Source organism: Microbispora sp. NBRC 16548 (genome assembly GCF_030268985.1).
Lineage (GTDB): Bacteria > Actinomycetota > Actinomycetes > Streptosporangiales > Streptosporangiaceae > Microbispora > Microbispora catharanthi.
The window spans coordinates 23173-42844 of the sequence record NZ_BSSF01000029.1 but is presented as its reverse complement, the minus strand read 5'-3'; the positions used below and the strand labels follow the sequence as shown (position 1 = coordinate 42844).

18 protein-coding genes are annotated in these 19672 nt (G+C 69.9%); 9 read left to right on the top strand and 9 right to left on the bottom strand.

The annotated features are described in order from the left end of the window. Positions 1 to 3 precede the first annotated feature (3 nt). The 6 genes from QSK36_RS41120 to QSK36_RS41095 all read left to right on the top strand — a co-directional run bounded on the left by QSK36_RS41120 (position 4) and on the right by QSK36_RS41095 (position 6250). On the top strand, positions 4 to 2715 hold the full coding sequence (locus tag QSK36_RS41120) for a cation-translocating P-type ATPase (RefSeq protein WP_285786170.1): 2712 nt from the start codon (positions 4 to 6) through the stop codon (positions 2713 to 2715). Positions 2716 to 2966: 251 nt separating this feature from the next. After that, positions 2967 to 3176, top strand: a complete 210-nt coding sequence (locus QSK36_RS41115) for a DUF1918 domain-containing protein (protein ID WP_183541959.1) — start codon at positions 2967 to 2969, stop codon at positions 3174 to 3176. Positions 3177 to 3346: 170 nt separating this feature from the next. After that, positions 3347 to 3640, top strand: coding sequence for a DUF1876 domain-containing protein (locus tag QSK36_RS41110; RefSeq protein WP_285786169.1), 294 nt, complete (start codon positions 3347 to 3349; stop codon positions 3638 to 3640). A gap of 50 nt (positions 3641 to 3690) precedes the next feature. Continuing rightward, complete coding sequence (locus QSK36_RS41105; RefSeq protein WP_183541963.1) at positions 3691 to 4566, top strand: universal stress protein; 876 nt, start codon at positions 3691 to 3693, stop codon at positions 4564 to 4566. 104 nt (positions 4567 to 4670) lie between these two features. Further along, positions 4671 to 5225 carry a hypothetical protein gene (locus QSK36_RS41100; RefSeq protein ID WP_285786168.1) on the top strand — a complete coding sequence of 185 codons (555 nt, stop codon included), beginning with the start codon at positions 4671 to 4673 and terminating at the stop codon, positions 5223 to 5225. Positions 5226 to 5350: 125 nt separating this feature from the next. Continuing rightward, positions 5351 to 6250, top strand: a complete 900-nt coding sequence (locus QSK36_RS41095) for a universal stress protein (RefSeq protein WP_285786167.1) — start codon at positions 5351 to 5353, stop codon at positions 6248 to 6250. A gap of 35 nt (positions 6251 to 6285) precedes the next feature. Here QSK36_RS41095 and QSK36_RS41090 read toward each other — a convergent pair whose 3' ends face one another. Further along, positions 6286 to 7779, bottom strand: coding sequence for a bifunctional aminoglycoside phosphotransferase/ATP-binding protein (locus QSK36_RS41090; RefSeq protein ID WP_285786166.1), 1494 nt, complete (start codon positions 7777 to 7779; stop codon positions 6286 to 6288). 315 nt (positions 7780 to 8094) lie between these two features. On the opposite strand from QSK36_RS41090, the gene QSK36_RS41085 reads away from it, so the two are divergent. After that, complete coding sequence (locus QSK36_RS41085) at positions 8095 to 8745, top strand: helix-turn-helix domain-containing protein (protein WP_352241829.1); 651 nt, start codon at positions 8095 to 8097, stop codon at positions 8743 to 8745. Between the two features lie 95 nt (positions 8746 to 8840). On the opposite strand, the gene QSK36_RS41080 is transcribed toward QSK36_RS41085, so the two are convergent. The 3 genes from QSK36_RS41080 to QSK36_RS41070 form a co-directional block, all read right to left on the bottom strand. Continuing rightward, positions 8841 to 10190 (bottom strand): nicotinate phosphoribosyltransferase, encoded by a 1350-nt coding sequence (locus QSK36_RS41080; protein ID WP_285786165.1) that lies wholly within the window; start codon positions 10188 to 10190, stop codon positions 8841 to 8843. A gap of 137 nt (positions 10191 to 10327) precedes the next feature. Further along, positions 10328 to 11188, bottom strand: coding sequence for a universal stress protein (locus QSK36_RS41075; RefSeq protein WP_183541975.1), 861 nt, complete (start codon positions 11186 to 11188; stop codon positions 10328 to 10330). A 169-nt stretch (positions 11189 to 11357) separates the two neighbouring features. Continuing rightward, positions 11358 to 12050, bottom strand: coding sequence for a CBS domain-containing protein (locus tag QSK36_RS41070; RefSeq protein ID WP_285786164.1), 693 nt, complete (start codon positions 12048 to 12050; stop codon positions 11358 to 11360). A gap of 303 nt (positions 12051 to 12353) precedes the next feature. On the opposite strand from QSK36_RS41070, the gene QSK36_RS41065 reads away from it, so the two are divergent. Continuing rightward, positions 12354 to 13664 (top strand): phosphoribosyltransferase family protein, encoded by a 1311-nt coding sequence (locus QSK36_RS41065; RefSeq protein ID WP_285786181.1) that lies wholly within the window; start codon positions 12354 to 12356, stop codon positions 13662 to 13664. Positions 13665 to 14012: 348 nt separating this feature from the next. After that, positions 14013 to 15797, top strand: coding sequence for an acetate--CoA ligase (gene acsA / locus QSK36_RS41060; protein WP_285786163.1), 1785 nt, complete (start codon positions 14013 to 14015; stop codon positions 15795 to 15797). A 27-nt stretch (positions 15798 to 15824) separates the two neighbouring features. Here acsA and QSK36_RS41055 read toward each other — a convergent pair whose 3' ends face one another. The 5 genes from QSK36_RS41055 to QSK36_RS41035 are packed head-to-tail and all read right to left on the bottom strand — an operon-like array spanning position 15825 to position 19671. Further along, positions 15825 to 16013 carry an acyl carrier protein gene (locus tag QSK36_RS41055; protein ID WP_285786162.1) on the bottom strand — a complete coding sequence of 63 codons (189 nt, stop codon included), beginning with the start codon at positions 16011 to 16013 and terminating at the stop codon, positions 15825 to 15827. A 56-nt stretch (positions 16014 to 16069) separates the two neighbouring features. Next, a complete protein-coding gene (locus QSK36_RS41050; RefSeq protein ID WP_285786161.1) occupies positions 16070 to 17428 on the bottom strand; it encodes a dihydrolipoamide acetyltransferase family protein in 1359 nt (452 codons plus the stop codon). Positions 17429 to 17448: 20 nt separating this feature from the next. Beyond that, positions 17449 to 18426: an alpha-ketoacid dehydrogenase subunit beta gene (locus QSK36_RS41045; protein ID WP_285786160.1), complete on the bottom strand. Its 978-nt coding sequence runs from the start codon at positions 18424 to 18426 to the stop codon at positions 17449 to 17451. After that, a complete protein-coding gene (gene pdhA, locus QSK36_RS41040) occupies positions 18423 to 19448 on the bottom strand; it encodes a pyruvate dehydrogenase (acetyl-transferring) E1 component subunit alpha (RefSeq protein ID WP_285786159.1) in 1026 nt (341 codons plus the stop codon). Before pdhA ends, QSK36_RS41045 begins: the two co-directional genes overlap by 4 nt. A 55-nt stretch (positions 19449 to 19503) precedes the next feature. Further along, positions 19504 to 19671 carry a hypothetical protein gene (locus QSK36_RS41035; protein ID WP_183541994.1) on the bottom strand — a complete coding sequence of 56 codons (168 nt, stop codon included), beginning with the start codon at positions 19669 to 19671 and terminating at the stop codon, positions 19504 to 19506. Position 19672: the final 1 nt, after the last annotated feature.

Below are 19672 nucleotides of genomic sequence, written 5' to 3'. Positions count from 1 at the left end.
CCGATGACGGAAACCGAAGGCCGGCCGTCGGATCCGCGGGAACCCGTCGTCCGGCTGTTCCGCGATCTGCGGACGCGCCCTACTGGGCTGTCCTCCAGGGAAGCCGCACGCCGCCTTGTCGTGTACGGGCCGAACCAGTTGGTCAGGAAGGCCCGGGGGAACTGGGCGAAAGAGCTCGGCCGCCAGTTCACCCATCCGCTGGCGTTGCTGTTGTGGGCGGCGGCAGGTCTGGCGGCGGTGGCGCACACGGCTCCGCTCGCCGTCGCGATCGTCGGCGTGATCGTCCTGAACGCGCTCCTGGCCTTCGCGCAGGAACAGCAGGCCGAGCACGCGGTCGAGACGCTGGCGCGCTACCTGCCGGCCAAGGCCAAGGTCGTCAGAGACGGCAGGCTCCTGGTCATCGATGCCGGCGGGCTCGTGCCGGGTGACGTGCTGGTCGTCGAGGAGGGCGACCGGGTGTCGGCCGACGCCCGGATGCTCGACGGCTCGGCGGAGATCGATCTGTCGACGTTGACCGGCGAGTCGTTGACCGCGTACCGATCCGCCGCCTTCGACGACCGCGCGGGTCCGCTGCTCCAGGCGCGAGACCTGCTGTTCAGCGGCACGACCTGTACGGGTGGGCAGGCCCGGGCGCTGGTGTTCGCCACCGGGATGCACACGGAGCTGGGCAGGATAGCCGCGCTTTCCCAGCGCGTCGGCAGAGACGAGTCGCCGCTGGAACTGCAGGTCAAACGGGTGGCCTGGTTGATCGCGATCGTCGCGGTCGCGGCGGGCGCCGCCGTCCTGCCCGTCGCCGCCCTGGTGGCGCGTCTCCCGCTGGCCGACGCGTTCAAATTCGCCGTCGGCCTGCTGGTCGCCAACGTCCCCGAAGGACTGCTGCCCACCATCACCCTCGCGCTGGCCGTCGGGGTCCGGGCACTGGCCCGCGGCGGCGCGGTCGTCAAGCGGCTGAGCGCCGTGGAGACTCTCGGCTCCACCACCGTGATCTGTACGGACAAGACCGGTACCCTCACGCTCAACCGGATGCGCGTGACCGACATCTGGACCAGCGCCGGCCCGATCCAGAACGCCGGCGGAAAGTGGACCGGCCTTTCGTCGTCACCGCCGCTGAAGGCGGTGGCAGGGGCGGCTGCCCGTTGCAACAACGCCGCTCTCGGACCTGCGGAGACGGGGGACCCGACCGAGATCGCCCTGCTCCGGATGAGCGTCTCACTCGGGGAGAGCGGCCACAACGGCGAGCGGCGGCGGCAGTTCCACTTCGATCCCTCTCTGCGGATGATGTCCACGGTCGACGCCGTCGACGGAACGCTGTGGGTGCATGCCAAGGGAGCTCCCGAGGAGGTCCTCAGGCGCACCACGATGATGATGACCGCCGACGGCGCCTCGCGACCGATCGAGGAGCGGGACCGCGCGGAGATCGCCAAGGTGGTCGACGGCTACGCGTCCCAAGGGCTGCGCCTGCTCGCGGTGGCCCGGCGCCCTCTCGACGCGGAGGTGCCGTTGCCTGCCCGGCGTGAGCATGCCGAGGCCGAGCTGACCTTCCTCGGCGTCGTCGCCATGCTCGACCCGCCCCGCCCGGAGGTGCCCGGTGCCGTGGCTCGCTGCCATACGGCGGGAATCCGGCTCATCGTGGTCACGGGCGACCATGGGCTCACGGCGGCGATGATCGCCAAGCGGGTCGGCATCGCCCGCGACCGTACGCAGGTGGTGACGGGGTCCGAGGTGGACGCGATGACCGACGACGAGCTGGACGCTCTGCTCCGCAAGGGCAACGAACTGATCTTCTCGCGCAGTTCGCCTGAGGCCAAGCTGCGCATCGCCGACGCGCTGCGGGCCGAGGGCCATGTGGTGGCGATGACGGGTGATGGGGTCAACGACGCCCCCGCCCTGCGAAGTGCCGACATCGGCGTCGCGATGGGGGTCTCGGGGACCGACGTCGCCCGCGAAGCGGCCACCATGGTGCTGACCGACGACAACTTCGCCACGATCGTCGACGCCGTGCAGGCGGGCCGGCGCGTCTACGACAACGTACGCAAGTTCATCTGCTACATCTTCGCCCACGCCACACCCGAGGTGATCCCGTTCCTCGTGTTCGCGTTGTCCGGGGGCAGGGTCCCGCTCCCGCTCACGGTGCTCCAGCTCCTCGCGATCGATCTGGGCACCGAAACGCTGCCCGCGCTCGCTTTGGGCCGCGAGCCCGCGGAACCCGGCCTGATGAACCGCCCACCCCGTCGCCGATCGGAGGGGGTGATCCAGGGCGCCATGCTGGCCCGTGCCTGGGGGCTGCTCGGCGGAGTGTCGGCGGTTCTGGTGCTGGGAGCCTTCTTCGGCACGCTCCTGCTGGGAGGCTGGCATCCGGGCGCGGCCACGGGACCCGGCTCGGCGCTGCACCACACCTGGCAGCAGGCGACCACCATGACCTTCCTGGGCATCGTGGTCTGCCAGATCGGCACCGCCTTCGCCGCACGCACCCAGGCGGCGTCCCTGCGGGCCATCGGCGTGACCAGCAACCGGCTGCTGCTGTGGGGGATCGCGTTCGAGATCGCCTTCGCCGCCGTGGTCGTCCTCGTGCCGCCGTTCCGCGCGGTTTTCGGCACGGCGCCGCCCGAGCCGGCTCAGCTCGTGCTCCTCCTTCCCTTCCCGTTCGTGGTGTGGGGCGCCGACGAGGTGTGGCGATGGACACGCCGCCGCTCAAGCACGCGGTCCTGCGGCTGAGAGCATCGGACCAACCGGCCGGCCCGCAGGGGGATCACAGGGAGCGCGCCGTCGGTGGCCCTCGGTACGGAGGTCCCTCGGTTACGGGACCTCCTGCCCTAAGCAGTAGGAGCGACCCCGACCAGGCTGAATAGCGGCAACGGGCCTGGCACACCGCTGGACGCCGATCACGACCGAGGTCGCGACCCCGGTCGGCAGCGGGACCGAATAAGCCGATTAGGGAGAGCCGATAAGGAAGAGATGGGGTAGCCATGAAAGCGGCAGTCGGCGACCGATTGATCATCGAGAGCCGCCGCCTCGACGGGCCTCGCCGCACCGGCATCATCACGGGCCTTTATCACAGCGACGGGTCCCCGCCGTATGTGGTCAGGTGGTTGGACGAGAAGCATGAGACTCTCATTTTCCCGGGGCCGGGTGCCCACGTGGTGCACGGTCGCGAGTACGGAGAGCGCGGTAGGTGACAACACGCCTCCAGGGTGTTTCACCGTAGAAACGCCGCACGCAGGGGCCTGCCGCCCCCGCTGTGTGAGTGCCAGGGGAGAGGCGTGTCGACGCCGCACTCGCGCAGCCTCTGTGGCCGGTGAGATGCGGCAGATCCGACTTGCCCGGGTTCGCGTCACGGGGAGGAAGGATGACAACCAAGCGCTGGAACATCGGCATCGACATCACCGAGCAGGACGATGAGACCTACGCCTGCGCCAGGCTGACCACGGCCGACGGAGTCGACGTCACGGGCGCCGGTCACGCTCACCGCAGCCCGGACGACCGGTCGATCCCCGAGATAGGCGACGAAATCGCCACAGCCAGAGCCCTGGCCAGGCTCAGCCACTGTCTCAACCAGATCGCGGTCAAGAAGATAGCCCCCCAGCAGCACGCGCTCCAGGAAGTGGTCGAACCGAACCTGCCGTGGGAGCCGCCTGAATGAGACCTCTCGATCAGGATCGACCACCAACGCTCGCGACGGGAGAAGACGCCATGGGCAAACTCATCGTGGTCGGCGTGGACGGATCGGCACAGGCCTTGTGCGCTGTGGACTGGGCCGCCGCCGAAGCAGGGCGCAGGCATCTGCCGTTGCGCATCGTGCACATCGCGATCCGCTGGGAGTACAACGTCGCGATCCGCGAACCCGGCCTGGAGGCGCCACGGCCGGAGGCCGCAGGACTGGAGGTCCTCAGGATGGCCGAGGACCGCGCCCGCACCTTCGCATCCGTCGACGTCGGCTGCAGGCTCGGGATCGGCCCCATCTCCGCCACGCTACTTCAGGAGGCGGCCGACGCCGCCCTGCTGGTGCTGGGCTCGCACGGCACAGGGGGTTTCACGCGGTTGCTGCTCGGCTCGGTGAGCCGCCAGATGGCGGAACACGCCGCGTGCCCTGTCGTCGTCGTGCCCGAGAAGCCGGACATCGGGCCCGGCCGATCCGGGATCGTCGTCGGTGTCGACGGCTCGGAAGCCTCCGTAGACGCCGTGGGATTCGCGTTCGAGGAGGCATCTCTGCGCTCGGTCGGCCTGCGTGCCGTACACGCCTGGGCCCACCCCGCGTACCCGAGGGAGGTGCGCCCGGTCCGCTACGACATGACGGCGGTCGAACGAGAAGGCGCAAGGCTCCTGTCGGAGTCGCTGGCGGGTTGGAAGGCCAAATACCCGGACGTTCCAGTGGCCGAAGAGGTGATCGAAGGCGTCCCCGCGTCGGTTCTGGTCGCGGCGTCGAGCGACGCGGAGCTTCTCGTCGTCGGAGCCAGAGGGCGCGGCGGCTTTGCCAAGCTCCGCCTCGGCTCGGTCAGCCACGCCGTCCTTCACCACGCGGAAGGACCTGTGGCCGTCGTACGTAGCCTTCATCCCAAACGGCGGTAGGCGGGACGCTGTCCCGATGTGAGAGCCATGGGCCTCATCGCAGGCATCTGCGGGTAAGAAGCCCATGGACACTGCACGAAGGCTCGCCATCGAGGAGTCACGCAGTGATGGTGGGAGTCTGGATCGACGCCACGGGCGACAATCCTCAGGAGCGGTACGGCGAACGGCTCCGCGCATGGAGCCACGCCTTCGCCGCCGCAGACACTGAGCCTCAGGCGGGCGGCATCACGCTGGATCCGGTGCACTACGCGATGACCGCATGGGATCTGGCGACCCGCCCGACGGATGGACCGCCGTATGTCCGGTTCCATCCCCGGGTGCTGCATGCCGCCTGCCATCGACCGGAAGGGACGTACATCGTCCTGGCAATGGTGAAGTTGGCTGCTCCATCGCCGGAACGGATCCCCGACGGTTGGTTCGGCTGGCAGCAGGGCGAATCGGGCGTCCCCTGCGTCGCCCCGCCGTTCGACAGAAGAGCCGCGCTGTTCACTCTTGAGCTTCGGATTCCCATTCAGGCCGGCCGGTTGCCGACGCCCACGAGGCCGGAAGCCGAGGGGTTGCCGAATCTCGGCGACGCCCAGGCGGCTCTGGAAACGCTGGTAGAGGAGATCAACGCCGCCGTCGTGCCGTTCCTGCGGATTCTGGACGCCACGAGCTGACGGGTGGCCAGGGGGCGGCCCAAGACAAGGTGTCGGTGGGCGCGACACGCAGGCACGTGAGGCGCGCGACCCTTGCCACGCCCCTTCCCACCCGCTGAACCGGACATGACTGCGAGGAGGCGGAGATGAGCGGACACGAGCAGACGCGCTCCGTGCTGGTCGGATATGACGGATCACCGGCCAGCGAGCAGGCGCTCCGCTTCGGGGTGGAGGAGGCTCGGCTCCGCGGCCTTCCTCTCACTGTGTGCCACGCCTGGCACTGGCCCTATCCCCTCCGCCCGCCAGAAGAGAACACCCTCGAAATCCTCAAGGGCATCGGCGCGATCGTGGCCGACGAAGGCGTACGCAAGGCCCACGCTCTCGCCGAAGGTCTCGACGTCCGCTGGCGGTTGGAGCGAGGATGGGCGCCCGCCGTACTGCTGGAGGCGTCCCGCGACGCCGCACTGACCGTGCTCGGCGCACGGGGACACGGCGGGTTCGACGACGTCACGGTGGGATCCACCGCGGCGCAGGTCCCCGCTCGCGCCAACCGCCCGGTCGTCATCGTCCGCCCGGATCTGCCGCCCACCCCGCACCCTCGTGCACGCATCGTGGTCGGCGTGGACGGTTCACCGGCGAGCGAGGCGGCGCTCGGGTTCGCATTCGAAGAAGCCGAGCTGCGCGGAGCGCTGGTGGAGGCCGTGTGCGACTGGTGGGACCCCGCCGCGCTCCCCGGGCCGGACCGGGTTCCCTTCATCGATCCCGAGTCGCTGAGAGTCGAGGCGATCACGCGATTCGAACGAACCGTCGCACCGTGGAAGACCCGGCATCCGAGGGTCTCCGTCGAGACCAAGTTTGTGATCGAGACTCCACGGCGCGCCCTGGTCAAGGCCGCGGAAGACGCGACCCTGCTCGTGGTCGGCAACCGCGGAATCGGCTCCGCCCCCAAGATGCTCCTTGGACCCGTGACCCAGACCGCGCTGCACGAGGCGCCCTGCCCTGTGGCGGTGGTGCCGGGACCACAGGGTGGTTCTCCGGACACCTGACCGGGGCTGTCCGCCGTGGGTGCCGCGGTCGTGGTTCAGCCGGGTTCCATCCGGGGACGCCGAAACCGCCGTGGCACGCCGGCCCAGCGGGCGCGGATCGCCGTCATCGCCCGCTCCAGTGTCTGTTCCGGGGGCGTATCGGTGTCGATCTCGGTCGCGTCCGGCCAGGGCGCCATCGTCGCCGTCATCGCCGCGGCGATCGCCTGGTCCGCGTCCGATATCCCGCCGGTGCGGCGCGCGAGGCGTTCGGCGGTCACCCGCGGAGGGGCGGTGCAGCACAGCGCCAGGAGATCGGCGGAGGCACGCCGGGCCAGGTCCACCGCGGCGGTGCGGCGCGTGGCGTCCGTCCAGGAGGCGTCGACGACGACCGGCTCGCCGAGGCCGAGTAGCCTCTCGGCCCTGGACAACAGCTCGGTATAGGTCCGTCGGGTGGACTCCGCGCAGTAGATGCCCTCGCCGAAGGGGGCGGCCGCGGGCTGGTGTGGCGATATGCCGGCGAGTTCCTTACGAAGGCGGTCGCTGGTCAGCAGCGTGCAGCCGAGCCGGTCGGCGACGGCGGCGGCCAGAGTCGATTTGCCGGTACCCGGGAGCCCGCCGACGAGGACCAGGGTGACCGCGCCCGCCTGGAGATGGCCCAGCGTGAGCTCGGCCAGACGCCGGGCCTCCCACGCCGCTGTGGAGTCTCCCTGGCCATGGCGCAGGCAGGCGACCTTGGCGCGGACGAAGGCCCGGTAGGCGACGTAGTGATGCCACAGCGAGGGCGGCGAGGGGTCTCCGGAGAACTCGGCGTACCAGCCCAGGAACAGCTCTGCCAGGCGAGGCGCGCCGAGCCGCTCCAGATCCATGGCCAGGAAGGCGGCGTCGTCCAGGCCGTCGACGAAGCGGAGCCGGTCGTCGAATTCCAGGCAGTCGAGGATCCGAGGCCCGTCGTCCAGGCAGAAGATGTCGTCGGCGAGCAGATCGCCGTGGCCGTCCACGATCCGGCCTTCCGCGACCCGGGCGGCGAAGAGCGGTTCCCGGCCGTCGAGGAAGCGCAGCGTGAGCCGTTCGATCTCGTCGAGGACCTCGGCGTCCAGGACCGCCTCGGGCAGCGCCCGCACCTCACGGAAGCTCGCGGTCCAGCGGAGTCGCAGTGCCTGCCCGCTCCCTTGTTCGTCGATGCGGGGACTGCGCGGGGACCGGGCGTGCATGCCCGCGACCATTCGCGCGACCTGGCACACGGCGTTCTCCACCGGTTCTCCCGCGCGGACGAGCGCCGACAGGCGGCGTTCGTCCGGCATGCGCCGCATCACCACGAGGTGCTCCCAGACCCGTCCGTCCGGGCCGGCCACGTCGGCCACTCCTTCGTAGACGTCCGGCGCGAGCCGGCGGTTGAGCTCGACCTCCTTGCGGCACATCGCCCGCCGGGCCTCCAGCGTGGTGAAATCCAGGAAGCCCAGATTCACCGGTTTCTTCAGCTTGAAAGCGTGATCTCCGAGGAGGATCACGACCCCGGCGTGCGTCTCCTTGACCTGCGCCCATGGCCTCATCGAGGTGCCCCCGTCCCCGGTCGTTGCCAGGCGGCCGACCAGGAGCCGCCAGACAGCGTCTCCACATCTGCTTCCTGGAGACATTCCCCGCGCACCGGCTCCTCCCCTCGGCTGTGGTCTGCCGGTGCCCCGGCCGGTGGCGGGCCACGATCAGGGGCCGGCGGGAGGTGAAGCACAGCGTGGAATAGATGGGCGACTCGTGGCGACCGGTACATGACGTCGCATGCGACGGGCATGCCCGAGGACAGGACCGCAGATCAGCGCGATCACGTACGCGATGCGATCCGCGTTCCGCCGTAGAAGGGAGGGAAGGTCATGCCGCGTCGAACCGTCATGCCCGGTGACCTCAGTCGTCGCATCACATACCACCGTGAGAAGCTGGGCCTGACTCGCGAGCAGGTCGCGGAGCGTGCGGGGATGGCCCCCGGATTCCTCGAATACCTGGAGCAGAGTCCGTCGTCGCTCACGCAGGGGGTTCTGCTCCGGCTCGCCGCGTCCTTGGAGACGACGGCGGACGAGCTGCTGGGCGGCACCACCGATCGGCCGCCCGGCGGCGGCACGGCGGCGGCCTATCCCGTGTTGCGCGCACTCGAACCGCGCGAATGCCTGCGTCTGATCGCCCCGGGCGGTGTCGGCAGGGTGGCTTTCACCGGGCCTACCGGCCCTGTCGTCCTCCCTGTCAACTACACGATCCACCGTGACGCCGTCGTCTTCCGCACGCGCCTGGGGGGTTCCATCGGCGAAGGCGTATTGGAAAGCGCCACTACCATGATCGGTTTCGAGGTGGATCACATTGACGAGGCCAGGCGAGAAGGCTGGAGCGTGCTGATCCACGGGCCGGCCGGCCCCGTCGCCCAGGACGAACTGCCCATACCCGGCCTCGAACCATGGCCCGGAGGCGACCGCGGGCTCTACATCCGCATCGTGCCGTGCCACATCACCGGTCGCCGCATCCACGGCTTCTGAACGCGTCCACCTGTCTCAGGGCGCGGAACGTCCTGCCGGAGAACCACGTGGAGCCGGGCGTGAGAGGCGCCACCCGCCCTGTCGAAGGAGACCCGTCACTGGGAGCCTCGATCACTCCGGATCGCCGCCGTTCTCGCATGTATCTCGCGGCGGACGCGCTGGGAGAGCAGAGTGAGGCGTTCGCTGTGGCGGACCTGGGGCGCCCGCGGGTCGCGCAACGCCCGCGCGGGCGCCGGAAGGCGCGCGAGTTCCGCGGCGCAGCGGTCGCGCGACGTCGCGATCGCCTCGCTCGGGGCGAGCCGCCGCCCCGCCTCCATCACGGGGGCGAGCAGGGGGCGGTGGCCGGGCGGTGCGGGCTCGTCGCGCAGGCCGACGATGTCGCCGGTCTCCCCGCGGAAGACCTGCTTGGCGCCGGGGAGGGTGACCTTCCCCGCGGAGAGCTTCATCACCGGACGCCCGCCGTAGTCGACCAGCTTGTACGCGCTGTTCAGCGAGGGCGCGTCGGCCGAGACGCCCATCTTCGTGCCGACCGCGTAGATGTCGATCGGTGCGCCCTGCCGCACCAGGTCGTCGATGGCGTACTCGTCCAGCCCGCCGCTGGCGAGGATCTCCGCGTCGGGCAGCCCCGCTTCGTCGAGCATCCGGCGGGCCTGCCGCGACAGGTCCGCCAGGTCTCCGGAGTCGAGCCGTACGACCAGAGGCCCGGGCAGTCGCATCCGCCGGGACACGGCGATGGCCGCCCGGACGCCGGTCAGGGTGTCGTAGGTGTCGACGAGGAAGGTGTTCGCATCGGGCAGATCGGCGGCGAACGCCGCGAATGCGGCTTCGTCGTCGCCGAATGCCTGGATGTACGAGTGTGCCATCGTGCCGGCGGCGCGCAGGCCGTACCGCCGGGCCGCCTCGACGTTGCTGGTGGCGGAGAATCCGGCGATCGCGGAGGCCCGTGCCACCGACATGGCGGCGCCGATTCCCTGGGTGCGCCGGAAGGCGAAGTCGATCAGCCGTGCCCGGCCGGCGGCGAGCACGCATCTGGCGGCCTTGGTCGCCACGGTGGTCTGGAAGGTGATGTGGTTGAGCAGCACGGTCTCGGCCAGTTGGGCCTCGGCGATCGGACCGCTCACCTCGATGATCGGCTCGTCGGCGAACAGCGTGGATCCCTCCGGTGCGGCCCAGACGTCCCCGGTGAAGCGCATGCGTTCCAGGCCTCGCAGTACGTCGTGGCCGTACTGTCCGGTGCGTCCGAGGTAGTCGAGTTCGGCGCCGGTGAAGTGGAAGCCTTCGAGGAATTCCAGGCAGTCGTCCAGCCCGGCGGTGACGAGGAAGCCGCGGTTCGCGGGCAGCCTGCGGACGAACAGGCTGAAGGTGGCCCTGCCGGTCATGCCACGGCGAAGGTAGCTCGCCGCCATGTTGATCTCGTACAGATCGGTGAGCAGTCCGCTGGCCATGGCCTCCTCCTCGATCCTGCTGTGCCGACCCTGCGCGGCTTGCGGCTCAGCCCCGGGCGGTGGACCAGGGTGATCTTCCCGCCCGGAGGCGCCGCAGCGTGACCCCCTCCCTCGGCCGTGGCCTCGGCTGCAAGCGGTCAGTGGCGGACCACGATCACGGGCGCGCGAGCGTGATGAAGCACGGCGTGAGCAGTGGCGCCCAGGCCCAGCCAGGCGGCCATTCCCGTATGGGCCCCGATGATGACCAGGTCCGTCTCCGCGGAGGCCTCGATCAGGGCTTTGGCCGGATGCTCCTGCACGACGCGCTCGGTGAGCGTCACGTCGGGAAAGTTCTCCCGCCGACCGGCGATACTCTCCGCGAGCAGCCGCGCCTCCTCCGCCCCGACGCTGTCCACGTCGTAGACGAGCGGCTGAAGGTAGCCCAGTTCCGTCGCGGCCGGATGCGTCCAGGCGTGCACGGCACGCAGGCCGGCATGCCGCAGCGCGGCTTCGCGGAACGCGAACTCCAGGACGGGTTCCTGATCGGGGTGCCCGGTGACGCCAACGGTGATCTCACCGCGGCCGCCTTCTCTGGTCTGCCGGACGACGGCTACGGGGCAGGGAGCCCTGGCCGTGACGTAGCGGCTCACCGAACCCAGCAGCAGCTCGGCGAACCCGCCACGGCCGCGGTTTCCCACGACGATGAGCTGAGCGCCCTCCGCGGCTGCGACGAGCGCCTCCGCCGCCGCCCCGTTGACGATCTCAGCCGACACCGCCAGATGCGGCCTGCCCGCTCTCGCGTGGACCGTCGCCTCATCGAGCACGGTCCGTGCAGCCGCCTCGGCCTCGGCTCCCCAGCTCGCCGGCTGCGGGACGAGCGGCACGTAGTACGGCCAGCGCAGCGTCACGTACACGATCCGCAGCGGAGCACCGCGGAGCTCGGCTTCCTGACCGGCCCAGCCGGCGGCCTGAAGCGAGGGCGTCGATCCGTCGACGCCGACGACGATCGGCTCTGCCATGGCGTCACCCCTCACACGTTGCCGACCGACGGTCGGTAGGTAAGGCTCCTACTGCAGTTGTGCCCGCATCCGTGCCGTTCGTGCGGCTATGCCACATGAAGGAGCCGGAGGTGTGCTCTGATCCGGTGAAGAGTCGGACCACAGGCCCTGTGCCGGCCGGAGTTTCCCGCTACCCGAGATCGGGCTCCGATTCCGGCGCCCGGAGGTCGCCGATTCCGAAAAGACCCACGAGCGTGCCGTCCGCCCGGGTCACGACGACATGCCGGATGTCGGCGCGATCCATGCGCTCGGTCAGGCTCGCGACCTCTGCGCTCGGACGGGTGGTCGTGGCGCCGACGCACATGACACGCTCGGCCGTAGCCGTGGGATTCGCGCCGATCAGCTCACGCGCACCGATCACCCCGTGAACGACGCCATCCCCGTCGATCACCACAGCCAGCCCTGCCGGATCGGCGATGATTCTGTCCGCTACTTCCGCAAGCGGATCCTCCAGATAAGCGATCACCGGGTCACGACGCACCTGTTCTCTCACCAGGGCAGCGTTCCCTTCATAGGGAAGATCGGCGGAGATCCAGTCCATCTTGCCCGGCGAGTAGTCGTGGACGGTGTCAAAACCCAGCCTCTCCAGGCGGTGGGCCGCTCGGGGACTCAGATCGCAGAGCCAGTCGTGGCAGTAGACGATGATCGGCCGAGACCTGTCCAGCGTAGCGGGGGACAGGTCGTCGAGGTCCTCGAGCGGATGATTGACGGCGTACGGGAGGTGCGCCCACTCGTACTGCCCCCTGGGGAGCACTTCGACCAGCTGAGCCCGCCCGGCTGAGAGAAGATCCTGCACGGCTTCTCGAGTGACGACCTGCACCATGTTGTGGGGCCGTACCCCGCTGACGGAGAGTATGCGGGGTCACAAGAGTTGGGGCCGTCCTGTCGCCGTCGTCGCGGCGATCGCCTGTCCGGCGTCGTCGGGGCAGCGCCACCAACCGGCCGGTGTGCGCGATTGCCGGGAACGCGGTGACCCCAGGGTGGCGTGGGGCAGATGTGCGCTTTCCGCGATGGACGCGCGTCCCCCCCTGTACACGGGCGGAATGTGGGTACGGATGGGCGCAGGACAACAGGCCCTGCGGCCACGGGGAATGGCCGCTTGAGCGGTGGTTCCGGGGGTGGGCGTATGTTTCTTGATCGTCATGATGCGGGGGTACGGCTCGCCGACGAAATGCGCGGGCGTGGCGGAGCTGAGGATGTGGTCGTCCTGGGGCTGCCCCGGGGTGGGGTGCCGGTGGCGTACGAGGTGGCCCAGACGCTCGGCGCGCCGCTGGATGTGATCGTGGTGCGCAAGCTCGGGGTGCCATACCAACCGGAGCTGGGATTCGGCGCCGTCGGCGAGGGTGGGGTAGTCGTCGTCAACCGCGATGTCGTACGGCTCGCGAATCTCAGCCAAGCGGAGATGTCCGCTGTGGAGGAGCGCGAGCGGGCCGAAGTCGAGCGCCGGGCCCGCCGTTTCCGCGGTCACCGCCCGCCCACGGATCTGACGGGCCGTACGGTGATCGTGGTCGATGACGGGGTCGCCACCGGGGGAACGGCTCGTGCCGCGTGCCAGGTCGCACGCGCGCGTGGCGCTTCACGGGTGGTGCTTGCGGTGCCGGTCGGGGCGCGGGAGACGGTCGAGAGTCTGCGCGAGGACGCCGACGAGGTGATTTGCCTCGATGTCCCCGACCGCCTCTACGCGATCGGCTTCTGGTATCACGATTTCTCCCAGACCACCGACGAGCAGGTCGTCGAGTTGCTGCGGCGGGCCGCGTCTCGACATGAGGTCGCCGCAGGGTCCGTTCTGCACGGTCTCGCCGAGGATGTGCAGGTGGACGCCGGGCCGGTCCGGCTCCCCGGCCGGCTGGTCGTCCCTCCGAAGGCGGCAGGTGTCGTGGTGTTCGTGCACGGCAGCGGCAGCAGTCGGCACAGCCCCCGAAACCGGTACGTCGCGACTGTGCTCAACCACGCGGGTCTGGGGACGCTGCTGTTCGATCTGCTCACCGCGCAGGAGGAGATCGACCGCGGCAACGTGTTCGATATCGGGCTGCTTGCGGGAAGGCTCGTCCAGGTGACCGGCTGGGTAGGTCGTCAGAGCAGGTTGGCAGGGCTTCCGATCGGCTATTTCGGTGCGAGCACCGGCGCGGCGGCAGCGCTGTGGGCGGCAGCCGAACCTGGCAGCGAGATCGCGGCCATCGTGTCCCGCGGCGGTCGGCCTGACCTCGCCGAGCCCCGTCTCGGTGAGGTGCGCGCCCCCACTCTGCTGATCGTGGGAGGCCGCGACACCGTCGTGCTCGGTCTCAACCGGGCGGCTCAGGAGCGGTTGCGCTGCGAAAGCTCGCTTCAGGTCATCCCCGGCGCAACGCACCTGTTCGAAGAGCCGGGGGCGCTCGAGACGGTCGCCCACCTCGCCTGCGACTGGTTCACCGACCAGTTCACGCTCCATGCCGCATGAGGCCGCCGGCCTCGGCTGCGAAGACCCGGCGGCCGCTGACAGCAGAGGCGGGCGCCCTCCTCAGCAGTCGATCTCGCCCGCCGTTCGGCACGGTCGCGTAGCACCGGGCGTCGATGCGCGCGATCGTAGTCACGCCCGGGGCGTCGGCCGGGTCGAGACCGGCGCATCCCTTGCCCTCCCGCGAAGCGTTGTGCGGCCTGCGGGTCTCGCCGGCAGAGGACCGAAAGGGCTTCGGGCGCCTTGGCGGGTTTTCCGTCCGCGTCATAGGGGATTTCCGCTCCTATGGGTGCGCGATGAGCCAGATTCACGCTGCAGCGCAGGCTCAACGCAGCCGAGGAGGAGGCCGCGATGACCTGGGAGCCGATTCGGAAAACAGGACAGGAGGCGGCGCGGTCCAACCTGACGGACTACGAACGTGAGCGCCGCGGCTTCTCCTGGCAGACGGCGCGGCGATCCGTGTCCGGCCTGCCCGAGGGCCGGGGGCTGAACATCGCCTACGAGGCCGTGGACCGCCACGTGGACACGCCGCGACGCGATCACGTGGCGCTTCGGTGCGTCGGCAGGGACGACACGGTCACCGAGATGACCTACGAGGATCTCCGCTTCGCCACCAACCGCTTCGCCAACGTGCTGCGCGGCATGGGGGTGGGCAAGGGCGAACGGGTGTTCACGCTACTCGGCCGGGTGCCTGATCTCTATGTGGCCGTCCTGGGGACGCTGAAGAACCTGAGCGTGCTGTGCCCGTTGTTCTCCGCCTTCGGCCCCGAACCGGTCCGCGAACGGCTGCGCCTCGGCGACGGGCGTGTCCTGGTGACCACCCCGGAGCTCTACGCCCGGAAGGTCGCCATGATCCGCGAGTCGCTGCCCGGTCTGAAGCACGTGCTGGTCACCGGCGACGCTTCCCCGCCTCAGGGCGCCGTGTCCCTGCGGGGACTGATGGCCGAGGCGTCGGCGGAATTCGAGATTCCCCCCACTGACCCGGAAGACATGGCGCTGCTCCACTTCACCAGTGGGACGACCGGCACACCCAAAGGCGCCGTCCACGTACACGAGGCAGTGGTCGCCCACCGCGTCACCGCCACCTACGCCCTCGACCTGCGCCCCTCTGACGTCTTCTGGTGCACCGCCGACCCCGGCTGGGTCACAGGAATGTCGTACGGCGTCATCGCGCCGCTCAGCCTGGGAGCCACTCTCGTTACGGACGCGGGCGAGTTCGACGCGCGGCGCTGGTGCCGCGTCCTTCAGGATCAGCAGGTCACCGTCTGGTACACCGCCCCGACGGCGTTGCGCATGCTCATGCGTCATGGCGACACCCTTCCGGGCGAGTACGACCTGTCCGGGCTGCGCTTCATCGCCAGCGTGGGGGAGCCGCTCAACGCCGAGGTGGTGGTGTGGGGGCCGCGCGCGCTCGGCCTGCCGATCCACGACAACTGGTGGCAGACCGAGACCGGCGCCATCATGATCAGCAATTTCGCCGCGATGGACATCAAGCCGGGCTCCATGGGCCGTCCACTCCCCGGCATCGAGGCGACCGTGCTGGAAAGAGGCGCGGACGGGCGAGCCCGCGTCGTCGACGGCGAGGTGCGGGTGGTGGAGGAGCCCGACGTCGAGGGAGAACTCGCACTCCGCCCCGGCTGGCCCTCAATGTTCCGCGCCTATCTCGGGAACCCGGAAAGGTACCGCAAGACGTTCGCCGGGGGCTGGTATCTGAGCGGCGACATCGTCCGAAGGGACCGGGACGGTTACTTCTGGTTCGTCGGCAGGTCGGACGATGTGATCAAGTCGGCAGGGCATCTCGTCGGGCCGTTCGAGGTGGAAAGCGTGCTGATGGAGCATCCCGCCGTGGCCGAGGCGGGTGTGATCGGCAAGCCCGACCCGGTGGCCGGCGAACTGGTGAAGGCCTTCATCACGCTCAACACCGGCTTCGAGCCGACCGAGAGGCTTCAGCTGGAGCTGATCGCCTTCGGTCGGCGCCGCCTCGGCGCGGTCGCCCCCAAGGAGCTGTGTTTCGACCAGAACCTGCCGCACACACGCAGCGGCAAGGTCATGCGCCGCCTGCTCAAGGCTCGGGAGCTCGGACTCCCCGAGGGCGATATCTCGACCCTCGAACGCCAGGAAGGAACCGCACCGTGACGGTCATGCTTCCGAAGGGCCGGCTGCTCACGCTCCGGCGTGCGCGGCGAGGAAGTCCGCTCCACCGGCGATGGTGGAGAAGGCCGGGTAGTCGTCCTCCTCGATCCGGCACCCGCTGGATTCACTCAGCGTCTGCACGTAGGTGAGAAAGTCGAGCGAGTCCAGTTCGAGAGCCTCGCGGATGTCGGCGTCCCGCGGTAGCGTCGCCGGGTCCATGTCCGGCGCCACCTGGCTCAACGCGGTCGTGATGAGTTCCCGAGCGTGTTGTGGCGTCATAGCGTTTGCGGCTGGTTGAGTAGTCGGTCGACGATGCCGAGGAACCGCCCGCCGGTGTAACCGTCGGTCGCTCGATGATCTGCGGCCAGGGTGACGGTCACCAGCGGCCGGACACCCAGCAGCCCGTCGACGGCCCACGGACGATCGAGGATCTTCCCGAAACCCACCAGGGCCACCTGCGGTGGGTAGATGACGCCGTGCACCGCTTCGACTCCCTGGTCACCGAGGTTGGTGACGGTGATGGTGGCCTCGGTCATCTCGGCACCGCGCAGCCGCCCCGTACGCGCCCGGGAGACCAGGTCTTTCAGAGCGGCCATGAGATCGTCAAGCTCGCGGCAGGCCGCGTCGTGCAAGGCCGGGGCGATCAGGCCGCCGCCTTTGAGCGAGACCGCCACCCCCAGATGCACGGCCTTCCCAGGTACGAAGGCATCGTCGACCCAGAAGCCGTTCAACTGCGGCACCGCGGCGGCGGCGCGGGCAGCCGCCTTGAGGAGCAGGGCCGCGGGGAGCAGCCGACGTGAGACCGGCAGATCGTGGTTGCGCTCGCGCAACCACGCGAGCGCGCGGGTGAGGTCCACGGTTGCGCTCAGGTAGTAGTGCGGAATCTCCCGTTTCGACCTAGCCATCGCCCTCGCGATCGCCTGGCGCATCGCCTCCCGCCGGCGTTCCAGGTCAGCCTCCGGTACGGCTCGCGCCTCCACCGGCTCGGCAGGCGTGCGGGCGGCCGCTTCCTCCTCCTCGTGCGGCCGTGCCTCGGTGCCCCGTTCGGCCGCCTCCCGCACGTCCTGGGCGCGGATCGCACCGGCGCGCCCCGTGCCGTGGACGCCGGCGAGGTCGACGCCGAGTTGCGCGGCGAGCCTGCGCGCCAGCGGTGAGACCTTGACCTGCGGTGCGAGCTCCACATGCTCGACGTCCGCGCGGGTCACCCGTCCGTGCGGACCCGTCCCCCGTACGCGGGCGATGTCCAGTCCGCGTTGCTCGGCGAGATGCCGTACGAGGGGTGAGGCGACCGGTGACGGAACGTGCGGCGCGCCTGGCGTCGGCAGGCGCGCCGGCGTTGGCCGTCGTGGGCGCGCCCGCTTCCTCTGGGGCGGAGCCGGCATCGGCTCGGGAGACACCGGTTCGGCAGCGGGCGGGGTGCCGGCGATGACGGCGAGGGCCGTACCGACCGGCACCCGCCGGCCGGTCCCCACCAGCAGGCTCTCGACCGTCCCCGTGTGGAACGACTCGACCTCGATCGTGGCCTTGTCGGTGTCTATCACCGCGATGACGTCACCCTTGCGCACCCGATCCCCTGGCTTGACCCGCCACTCGGCCACTGTGCCCGACTCCATGTCCGCACCGAGCGAAGGCATCACAAACTCCGCGCGCTCGTTCATGAGGCGACCGCCTCTCGCGCGGCGGCGACGATCGACGGCACCTGGGGGAGGGCGGCCTCCTCCAGGTGGCGGGCGTAGGGGATGGGGACCTCCGCTGTGCAGACCCGCTGGATCGGCGCGTCCAGCTGGTAGAAGGCCCGCTCCACGATGCGGGTGCCGATCTCGGCCGACAGGCTGCCCGACCGCCAGCCCTCGTCCACGATGACGGCCCGATGCGTGTTGCCGACCGACTCCACGATCGTGGCGTCGTCGAGCGGGCGCAGGACGCGTAGGTCGATCACGTCCGCCTCGATGCCTTCGGCGGAGAGCGCGTCGGCGGCGGCCAGTGCCTTCCCGGTCGTGCCGCCGTAGGCGATCAGTGTGATGTCCCTGCCGGAGCGCCGGAGCGCGGCGGAGGTGATGTCCACCAGGCCGGGGCGCGGCTGCCCCGACATGCCGTACAGCGAGCCGTGTTCGAAGATCAGGACGGGGTCGGGGTCCTCCAGGGCCGGCCAGAGCATGCCGCGGGCGTCCTCGATTGTCGCGGGTGCGAGGATCCGCAGGCCCGGAATGTGGGCGTACCAGCCTTCGAGGCTGTGTGAATGCTGCGCGGCGAGTTGCCGGCCGGCTCCGGTGGTCATCCGGATCACCAGCGGGACGTTCAGCTGCCCGCCCGACATGTGCAGGAGCGTCGCGGCGTTGTTGAGGATCTGGTCGAGGGCCAGCAGGCTGAAGTTCACCGTCATGATCTCGACGATGGGACGCATCCCGCCCAGCGCCGCACCGATGCCCGCGCCGACGAAGGCGGCCTCCGACAGCGGGGTGTCCCGGATACGCTCGGGGCCGAACTCCTCCAGCAGGCCCAGACTCACCGCGAAGCAGCCCCCGTACGCGCCCACGTCCTCGCCCATCAGGAACACGCGGTCATCGCGGCGCAGGGCCTCGCGGATCGCCTCCCGCATGGCCTCGCGATAGGTGGTCGTCGCCGCGCTCACGACGCCGCCTCCACCGACCCCGCGCGCGCTCCGCCGCTCGCCGGGGGCGTCTCGCTGTAGACGAAACGGGAGAGATCCTCCACCGGCTCGACCGGCGCCTGCTCAGCGAAGGCGACGGCCTGGTCGATCTCTGCTGATATCTCCTTCTCCAGCACGGCGAGATCGTCGTTCGTGATTTCGTGTTCCGCCTTCATCGAGGCGACGAGGGCATCGATGGGGTCGCGCTTCTTCCACTGCTCGATCTCCTCCTTGCTCCGATAACGGTCTGGGTCGTACATCGAGTGGGCGCGGAAGCGGTAGGTGCGCAACTCCACGAAATACGGTCCGGCCCCGGCGCGGATCGCTTCGGCCGCCCGGGTCGCCGCGTCGGCGACCGCCAACACGTTCATCCCGTCCACCTGCCACGCCGCCACGCCGTATCCCGCCGCGCGAAGGGCCAGATCGGTCTGGGCGTGGGACTTGGCCAGCGCGGTGCCCATCGCGTACAGGTTGTTCTCGCAGGCGAACAGCACCGGCAGCCGCCAGAGCGCCGCGAGATTGACGCATTCGTGGAACCCGCCCTCGGCCATCGCGCCGTCGCCGAAGAAACACACGGTCACCCGGTTTCGGTCCTGCAGTTTGTCGGCGAGGGCGAGCCCGATCGCCAGGGGAAGTCCGCCGCCGACGATCGCATTGCCGCCGTAGAAGCGGCGGGCGACGTCGAAGATGTGCATCGAGCCGCCGCGCCCCCGGCTACACCCCGTGGCCTTGCCGTACATCTCGGCCATGATCGTTGTGGCGGGCACTCCGCGGATGAGCGCGTGCCCGTGTTCCCGGTAGGTGGAGACGACCGCGTCGTCCGTGGCCAGCGCGTGGCAGACGCCGGCGGCCACCGCCTCCTCACCGATGTAGAGGTGCATGAATCCGCGGATCTTTTCGCCGCTGTACAGCTCGACACAGCGTTCCTCGAACCGCCTGACGCGCAGCATCTGGCGCAACAGGTCCCGATGCGACTCGGCCCGCGCGCTCTTGTTTCCAGCCATAGGTCCGTCCTCGTGCGCGGTTCGCTCCACTCGGCTCGACCACTTGGTCCCGGGTTTAGGCGCCCTCCGGCATCTTGTTCAGGCGTGCGAGCATGCCGGCGGCCACGTGTGAGGCATAGGCGTAGGCCTCCCGAACCGTCGCTGTCTCGCAATCGCGGTACACCTCGTCCGGGACCTGCCGCACCTCGTTCGGGAATGATCGATCGGGCATCTCGCTGTTCACC

What these genes read in the sequence shown, in the direction of transcription:
- QSK36_RS41080 (WP_285786165.1), bottom strand. Translation starts at nt 10,190, where the DNA reads ATGGCCAGCGGACTGCTCACCGATCTGTACGAGATCAACATGGCGGCG.
- QSK36_RS41090 (WP_285786166.1), bottom strand. Translation starts at nt 7,779, where the DNA reads ATGAGGCCATGGGCGCAGGTCAAGGAGACGCACGCCGGGGTCGTGATC.
- QSK36_RS41115 (WP_183541959.1), top strand. Translation starts at nt 2,967, where the DNA reads ATGAAAGCGGCAGTCGGCGACCGATTGATCATCGAGAGCCGCCGCCTC.
- QSK36_RS41085 (WP_352241829.1), top strand. Translation starts at nt 8,095, where the DNA reads ATGCCGCGTCGAACCGTCATGCCCGGTGACCTCAGTCGTCGCATCACA.
- QSK36_RS41095 (WP_285786167.1), top strand. Translation starts at nt 5,351, where the DNA reads ATGAGCGGACACGAGCAGACGCGCTCCGTGCTGGTCGGATATGACGGA.
- QSK36_RS41075 (WP_183541975.1), bottom strand. Translation starts at nt 11,188, where the DNA reads ATGGCAGAGCCGATCGTCGTCGGCGTCGACGGATCGACGCCCTCGCTT.
- QSK36_RS41105 (WP_183541963.1), top strand. Translation starts at nt 3,691, where the DNA reads ATGGGCAAACTCATCGTGGTCGGCGTGGACGGATCGGCACAGGCCTTG.
- pdhA (WP_285786159.1), bottom strand. Translation starts at nt 19,448, where the DNA reads ATGGCTGGAAACAAGAGCGCGCGGGCCGAGTCGCATCGGGACCTGTTG.
- QSK36_RS41065 (WP_285786181.1), top strand. Translation starts at nt 12,354, where the DNA reads ATGTTTCTTGATCGTCATGATGCGGGGGTACGGCTCGCCGACGAAATG.
- QSK36_RS41110 (WP_285786169.1), top strand. Translation starts at nt 3,347, where the DNA reads ATGACAACCAAGCGCTGGAACATCGGCATCGACATCACCGAGCAGGAC.
- QSK36_RS41050 (WP_285786161.1), bottom strand. Translation starts at nt 17,428, where the DNA reads ATGCCTTCGCTCGGTGCGGACATGGAGTCGGGCACAGTGGCCGAGTGG.
- QSK36_RS41120 (WP_285786170.1), top strand. Translation starts at nt 4, where the DNA reads ATGACGGAAACCGAAGGCCGGCCGTCGGATCCGCGGGAACCCGTCGTC.
- QSK36_RS41055 (WP_285786162.1), bottom strand. Translation starts at nt 16,013, where the DNA reads ATGGACCCGGCGACGCTACCGCGGGACGCCGACATCCGCGAGGCTCTC.
- QSK36_RS41070 (WP_285786164.1), bottom strand. Translation starts at nt 12,050, where the DNA reads ATGGTGCAGGTCGTCACTCGAGAAGCCGTGCAGGATCTTCTCTCAGCC.
- acsA (WP_285786163.1), top strand. Translation starts at nt 14,013, where the DNA reads ATGACCTGGGAGCCGATTCGGAAAACAGGACAGGAGGCGGCGCGGTCC.